The organism is Nocardia higoensis NBRC 100133 (assembly GCF_000308595.1).
Lineage (GTDB): Bacteria > Actinomycetota > Actinomycetes > Mycobacteriales > Mycobacteriaceae > Nocardia > Nocardia higoensis.
In genome coordinates this window covers 1-5,188 of sequence record NZ_BAGA01000029.1, presented here as the reverse complement: position 1 = coordinate 5,188, position 5,188 = coordinate 1, and the positions used below count along the sequence as shown (strand labels likewise).

Genomic DNA, 5,188 nt, shown 5'->3' with positions numbered 1-5,188 from the left:
GTCGATCGGCACACCGACACCGATACCCGGGCCCGGTGAGGTCCCCCTGTCTCCCGACGGTCGGCGGCCGGCACTGCCGAATCCGTCGATCGGCACGCCCACACCCACCCCGACGTCGCCCGCACGCGCGTCCGGCGACATGCCGATGCCGCCACAGGCGCAGGGGCCTGCGCTCCCCAACCCCTCGATCGGGACACCCACGCCGACACTCGGACCCGGCGAAACCCCCGACGCTCCCCACCCCCCGCGCCCGACCGGCCCGAACCCCGCCATCGGCACCCCGACGCCGACGCCAGGACCCGCCTCGGCGGCCGACGCCGCACTCCCGCCGCTGCCGAACCCCTCGATCGGCACGCCGACACCCACGCCCGCACGCGAGTCCGATGGGTCTCCTCCCGCGCCGGAGAGCCGACGCGTTCCCACGTCCGCCGAACCGGGCGGGGCGGCGTCGGCCGCCGTCCCGGCGCGCCCGCCGTTGCCGGATCCGCCGCCCGGCCGTGGCGGCCGACGGCCCTCGGATCACCGCGCGCCGATCGAGACGGACGGCCCGGTTGCGCCCGCGGGGCCGCTACACCCCGAGCAACCCGGGGGATGGTCCGTGCCCGCGAGCTCCGCGATGCCCGGCCGGCCGAGTCCGGCCCCGGAAGGATCCGCCACTCCCCCGGATACCGAGGCACCGGCCTGGCTCGGTGGCCCGGTCGGCGAGGCGCCCGTCGGCGACCGTTCCCCGGTTCCCGGCCGCCCGCCGACGCCCTCCGCGACGCCGTCGGCGGACTCGCCCACACCTCCGGGATCCCCGGCGCCTTCCGACGGCGCCTCGACCCAGGCACCGTCCGCACTGCCCGGCACCTCCGCGGCTCCGGGCGCACCGGCAGCTTCCGGACACAGCACGACGCAGGCATCGGCAGCGTCAGCGGGACCCGACGGCACACAGAGCCCATCGGCGTCCGCGGAAACCTCCACCTCCCCGGCCGGTCCGGAATCGCAGGCATCTTCGGCATCTGCGGCCGCCACGCACTCGGCGCCCCCGGCCGACGGTCCCGCCGAGGCGGGCGACGACGAACCGGCTCGCCGGGACCGCTCGCCGTACGCCCCGATTCCGTCCGATCCGGCCGCCCCCGGCACGTCCGCGCCCGCCGCGGGCGGCCCGTCCGCGTACGTCCCGGCTCCCGAGGCCCCCTACACCGGCTACGGCACCATGGACGGGCAGCCCGCCTACGGGCCCGGCTCGAATCCGGTGTACGGCCTCGAATCCCCTGCCACGGGCGAGCGCCCCTACGGTTCGCCGGGACCGCGCGGCGGCTGGGCGGGTCCGGAGGGCTCCGGGCCCAACGGCGCTCCCGCGCCGGGCCTGCCGACCGGCGCGGACGAGCAGCCGTGGCACAACGGCGCACCGCAGCCGGTGCCCCACCGCGCCCCGGTGAGCGAGCCCGCCGGCCCCGCCGGATACGGCGGCCCCCTACACCTTCACCGCGCCGCCCGCCCAGGCGCCCGGCGGCGACCCCGGGATGCCCGGCCGACGCGGCGATCCCCAGGTCTTCGCGCAACCCGAACAGCCACCCGCACAACCGCCCTACCCGCCGCAGGCCCACGCGCCCGCGCCGGAAGGGGTTGCCGCGCCGTGGAATACCGCCGCACAAGGCCCTGCCGCGCCGCCCGCGACCGGCGCCGCCCCGGGCGCGGCACCGCCGGGACAGCGGCCCGCGCCGGGAGGGTACCCGTCGCTGGACGACGTGCCGTTGCGGCGGGCCAAGAAATCACCGGGCAGTGGCTGGCGAAAAGCCGTGCACCACATGTCCGGCGGCGCCATCAATCCGGGCATGTCGGCGGAAGAACGGCGACTGCAGGAGCTGGTCGCGCGTATCCGCCAGCCGGTCCGCGGCGACTACCGGATCGCGGTGCTGTCGCTGAAGGGCGGTGTCGGCAAGACCACGACCACGATGGGCCTCGGGTCGATCTTCGCCTCGGTGCGCGGTGACCGGGTGATCGCGGTGGACGCCAATCCCGACTTCGGCACGCTGTCGCAGCGGGTGTCCTTGCAGACCCGCTCGACCGTGCGCGATCTGCTGCTCGATCCCTCGATCGAACGCTATTCCGACGTCCGCAGGCACACCTCGCAGGCCACCAGCCGGCTGGAAGTGCTTGCCAGCGAGCGGGACCCGGCCGCGTCGGAGTCGTTCAACGACGAGGAGTACCGGGCGGTCGCGCGCATCCTGCAGCGCTTCTACAACATCATCCTGACCGACTGCGGCACCGGCCTGATGCACTCGGCGATGACCGGCGTCCTCGACCTGGCCCACTCGCTGGTGCTGGTCTCCTCGGCGGCCATCGACGGCGCGCGCAGCGCCGCGGCCACCCTGGACTGGCTGTCCCTGCACGGCCACGACCACCTGGTCCGCAATGCCGTCGTGGTGATCAACCTGCCGCGTGAGGGTTCACCGAATGTGGGCGTCCAGCAGTTGCGCGAGTACTTCCTCGCCCGCTGCCGCGCCGTGCACATCATCCCCTACGACGGACATCTGTCCGAGGGCGCCGAGATCGATCTGCACCGCCTGAGCAAGCAGGCCAAGCGCGCCTACGTGGAACTGGCCGCGACGGTGGCCGACGGTTTCGGCGTCGACCATCGGCGATTCCACAACTAGTGCCGCGCCCCCGCCGGGGGCGAGTTCACCACTCCGGCAGCCTGCGGCGACCCGCGAGCACATCGCGGACCAGATCGTCGTAGGCGTCGGCGATCTCGGCCAGCCGATGCCAGGCGCCGTGCAGCAGATCGTCGTTGGCCGCGAGGGTCATCAGCGCGTGGTGTGCGCGGACCGAGGACTCGGCGATGCGGTCGATGACCGCGCCGATCGTCTCGGTGTGCAGGGTCGCGCCGATGCGGTGCTGCAGCACGTTCCGAGCGACCCAGTCGTCGATCGCCATGACCAACTCGCTTCTGCGCCGCTCGATCTCGAGCAGCACGGCCGGATCGGTGTCGACGGAACCACCGCGACCCACCAGCCGCTTCTCGTGTAGCACCGCGAGGTCGCGGGCGAACCAGAGCACCGGCCCGCCGACCACGCGATGCCCGCGGCAGGCGCGGACCAGCAGATCGGAGGTGGGTAACACCTCCGGATCCGTGGCACCGTTCCCCGCGCCGGCGCACCAGGATGTGCCGGGAAGAGCCATGACGACCGTAGATGAATTCGAACCTGCCACGTTGCCTCGCCGTTCGTCGCCGCACAACACCGGATCAGGACGCCTCACACTAAACCGCCGCACCCCGCTGTCAAGCGTTTCCGAGGCGTCGAGCACCTCGCCGTAAGCACTTCGTTATCTTCGAGCATTCGGCGACCCGGGCCCGCGCGCACCGGCCCGGCCCTCCGGCGCAGCGGGCGAAAGCCCGTCCGCCCGAATAGTTCCCGACGCGCTACAACGGCGGCAGGTAGCTGATCTGCACCATCTCGTTGTCGCGGGCACGAGACAGGAGCGTGCCGCGCCCCGGCGCGAGTTTGCCCGAGCGCACATCGCCGAGCAGTTTGCCCTCGTCCTTGGGCGCCGACATGAGCAGCGCGTCGACCGACAGGTCCTTGAGCATGCCGAGCACCTTGTCGTACAAAGCCCTCGACGCACCGCCGGAGCGGCGGACCACGATCAGGTGCATGCCGATGTCGCGTGCCTGCGGCAGGAACTGCAGCAGCGGTTCGAGCGGGTTGCCGCCGCCGGTGGTCACCATGTCGTAGTCGTCGACCACGATGTAGATCTCCGGCCCGGTCCACCAACTGCGTTCGCGTAGTTGCCTGGGGGTGATGTCGGCGCCCGGGATCCGCTTGGTCAGATAGGCCGCGACCTCCTGGATCATCGGGACCGCGGTCTGCGCCGAGGTCGAATATCCCGCCAGCTGATCGCCTTCGATGACGCCTAGCATGGTGCGTCGGTAGTCGAGCAGGATGACCCTGGCCTCGTCGGCGGTGGAGTTCTCGGTGAGACCCATGACGATATTGCGCAGCAGGGTTGTCTTGCCGCACTCCACGTCGGCGAAGGCCATCAGGTGCGGCTGACTGTCGAAATCCAGGACGAGCGGGGCGAGCTCGTTCTCCCCGAGACCGATCACGACGTGCGTCTTGTCCTGGACCATCCCCCGCGCGGCCGCTTCGGCGAGTACCTGATCGCGCGGCACCTCCAGCGGCAGCATGCGCACCGCGGGCGCCTTGCGGGCGCCGTACATCTCGACGAGCTGTGCGCGGGCCTGCGCGATGCCCTCGGGCAAGGTCTCCGGATCGGAGCTGGAGTCCAGTCGTGGCAGTGCCATGAGCATGTGCAGCTTCTCCGGGGTCAGACCGCGGCCGGGGCGGCCCGCGGGCACCAGAACCGCTGTACGGCGATCCATTTCGGAATCGCTCGGATCGCCGAGCCGCAGCTCCAGCCGGGTGCCGATGAGATCCTTGACCGCGGGCCGGATCTCGGGCCAGCGGGTGGTGGCGATCATCAGGTGGATGCCGTAGGACAGGCCCTGGGAGGCCAGCGCGCTGAACGCCGGCTCCAAGCCCTCGTACTCGGCCCGGACGGTCGGCCAGCCGTCGACCACCAGGAAGACGTCGCCGAAGGTGTCCTCCGACAGCGGGTCGGCGGCCTGCTCGGCCGGGCTCAGCTGTGCCAGCTGCGCCTTACGCCGCCGGAATTCGTGGATCGACTCGATACCCAGCTCACGGAAGCGCTCCTCACGCTGGGCGAGCAGGGTGATCATCTCGGCGACCGTACGCCGCACCCGGTCCACCTCCATGCGACCGGCGACCGAGCCGACGTGCGGCAGGTCGGCGATGCTCGCCAGGGTGCCGCCGCCGAAGTCCAGGCAGTAGAACTGCACCTGTTCAGGGGTGTGGGTGGCGGCGGCGGCCATGATGATCGTGCGCAACGCGGTGGACTTGCCCGACTGCGGGCCGCCGACCACCGCGAGATTGCCCTGGCCGCCGGACAGGTCGACGACCAGTACATCGCGGCGCTGTTCGTACGGCTTGTCGATGACGCCGATCGCCATCCACAACCGACCGTGCCGGTTGGCCTCCGAACGCCAGTCCGGATCGGGCAGCAGCATGTCGACCGAGGGCGATGCGTCGAGCGGGGCCAGCCAGACCTCGTGGGCCGGACGACCGTGACCGCGCAGCCGATCGACCACGACATTGAGCAGCGTTTTGGGTACCGCCTCACC

The 5,188-nt window shown here is 72.1% G+C and carries 3 protein-coding genes; 1 reads left to right on the top strand and 2 read right to left on the bottom strand.

All coding sequences use genetic code 11. The annotated features are described in order from the left end of the window. Positions 1 to 1,508: 1,508 nt before the first annotated feature. Positions 1,509 to 2,642, top strand: coding sequence for a MinD/ParA family ATP-binding protein (locus tag ON26_RS32045; protein ID WP_085998947.1), 1,134 nt, complete (start codon positions 1,509 to 1,511; stop codon positions 2,640 to 2,642). A 25-nt stretch (positions 2,643 to 2,667) separates the two neighbouring features. Here ON26_RS32045 and ON26_RS03865 read toward each other — a convergent pair whose 3' ends face one another. Then, on the bottom strand, positions 2,668 to 3,108 hold the full coding sequence (locus ON26_RS03865; protein WP_245545709.1) for a DUF4254 domain-containing protein: 441 nt from the start codon (positions 3,106 to 3,108) through the stop codon (positions 2,668 to 2,670). A gap of 301 nt (positions 3,109 to 3,409) precedes the next feature. After that, the coding region (eccCb, locus tag ON26_RS03860) for a type VII secretion protein EccCb (protein WP_040794573.1) at positions 3,410 to 5,188 on the bottom strand (1,779 nt) is incomplete at its 5' end.

Bases quoted from the DNA above. Each gene is read 5' to 3' on its own strand.
- ON26_RS32045 (WP_085998947.1), top strand. From the start codon at position 1,509: ATGCCCGGCCGACGCGGCGATCCCCAGGTCTTCGCGCAACCCGAACAG.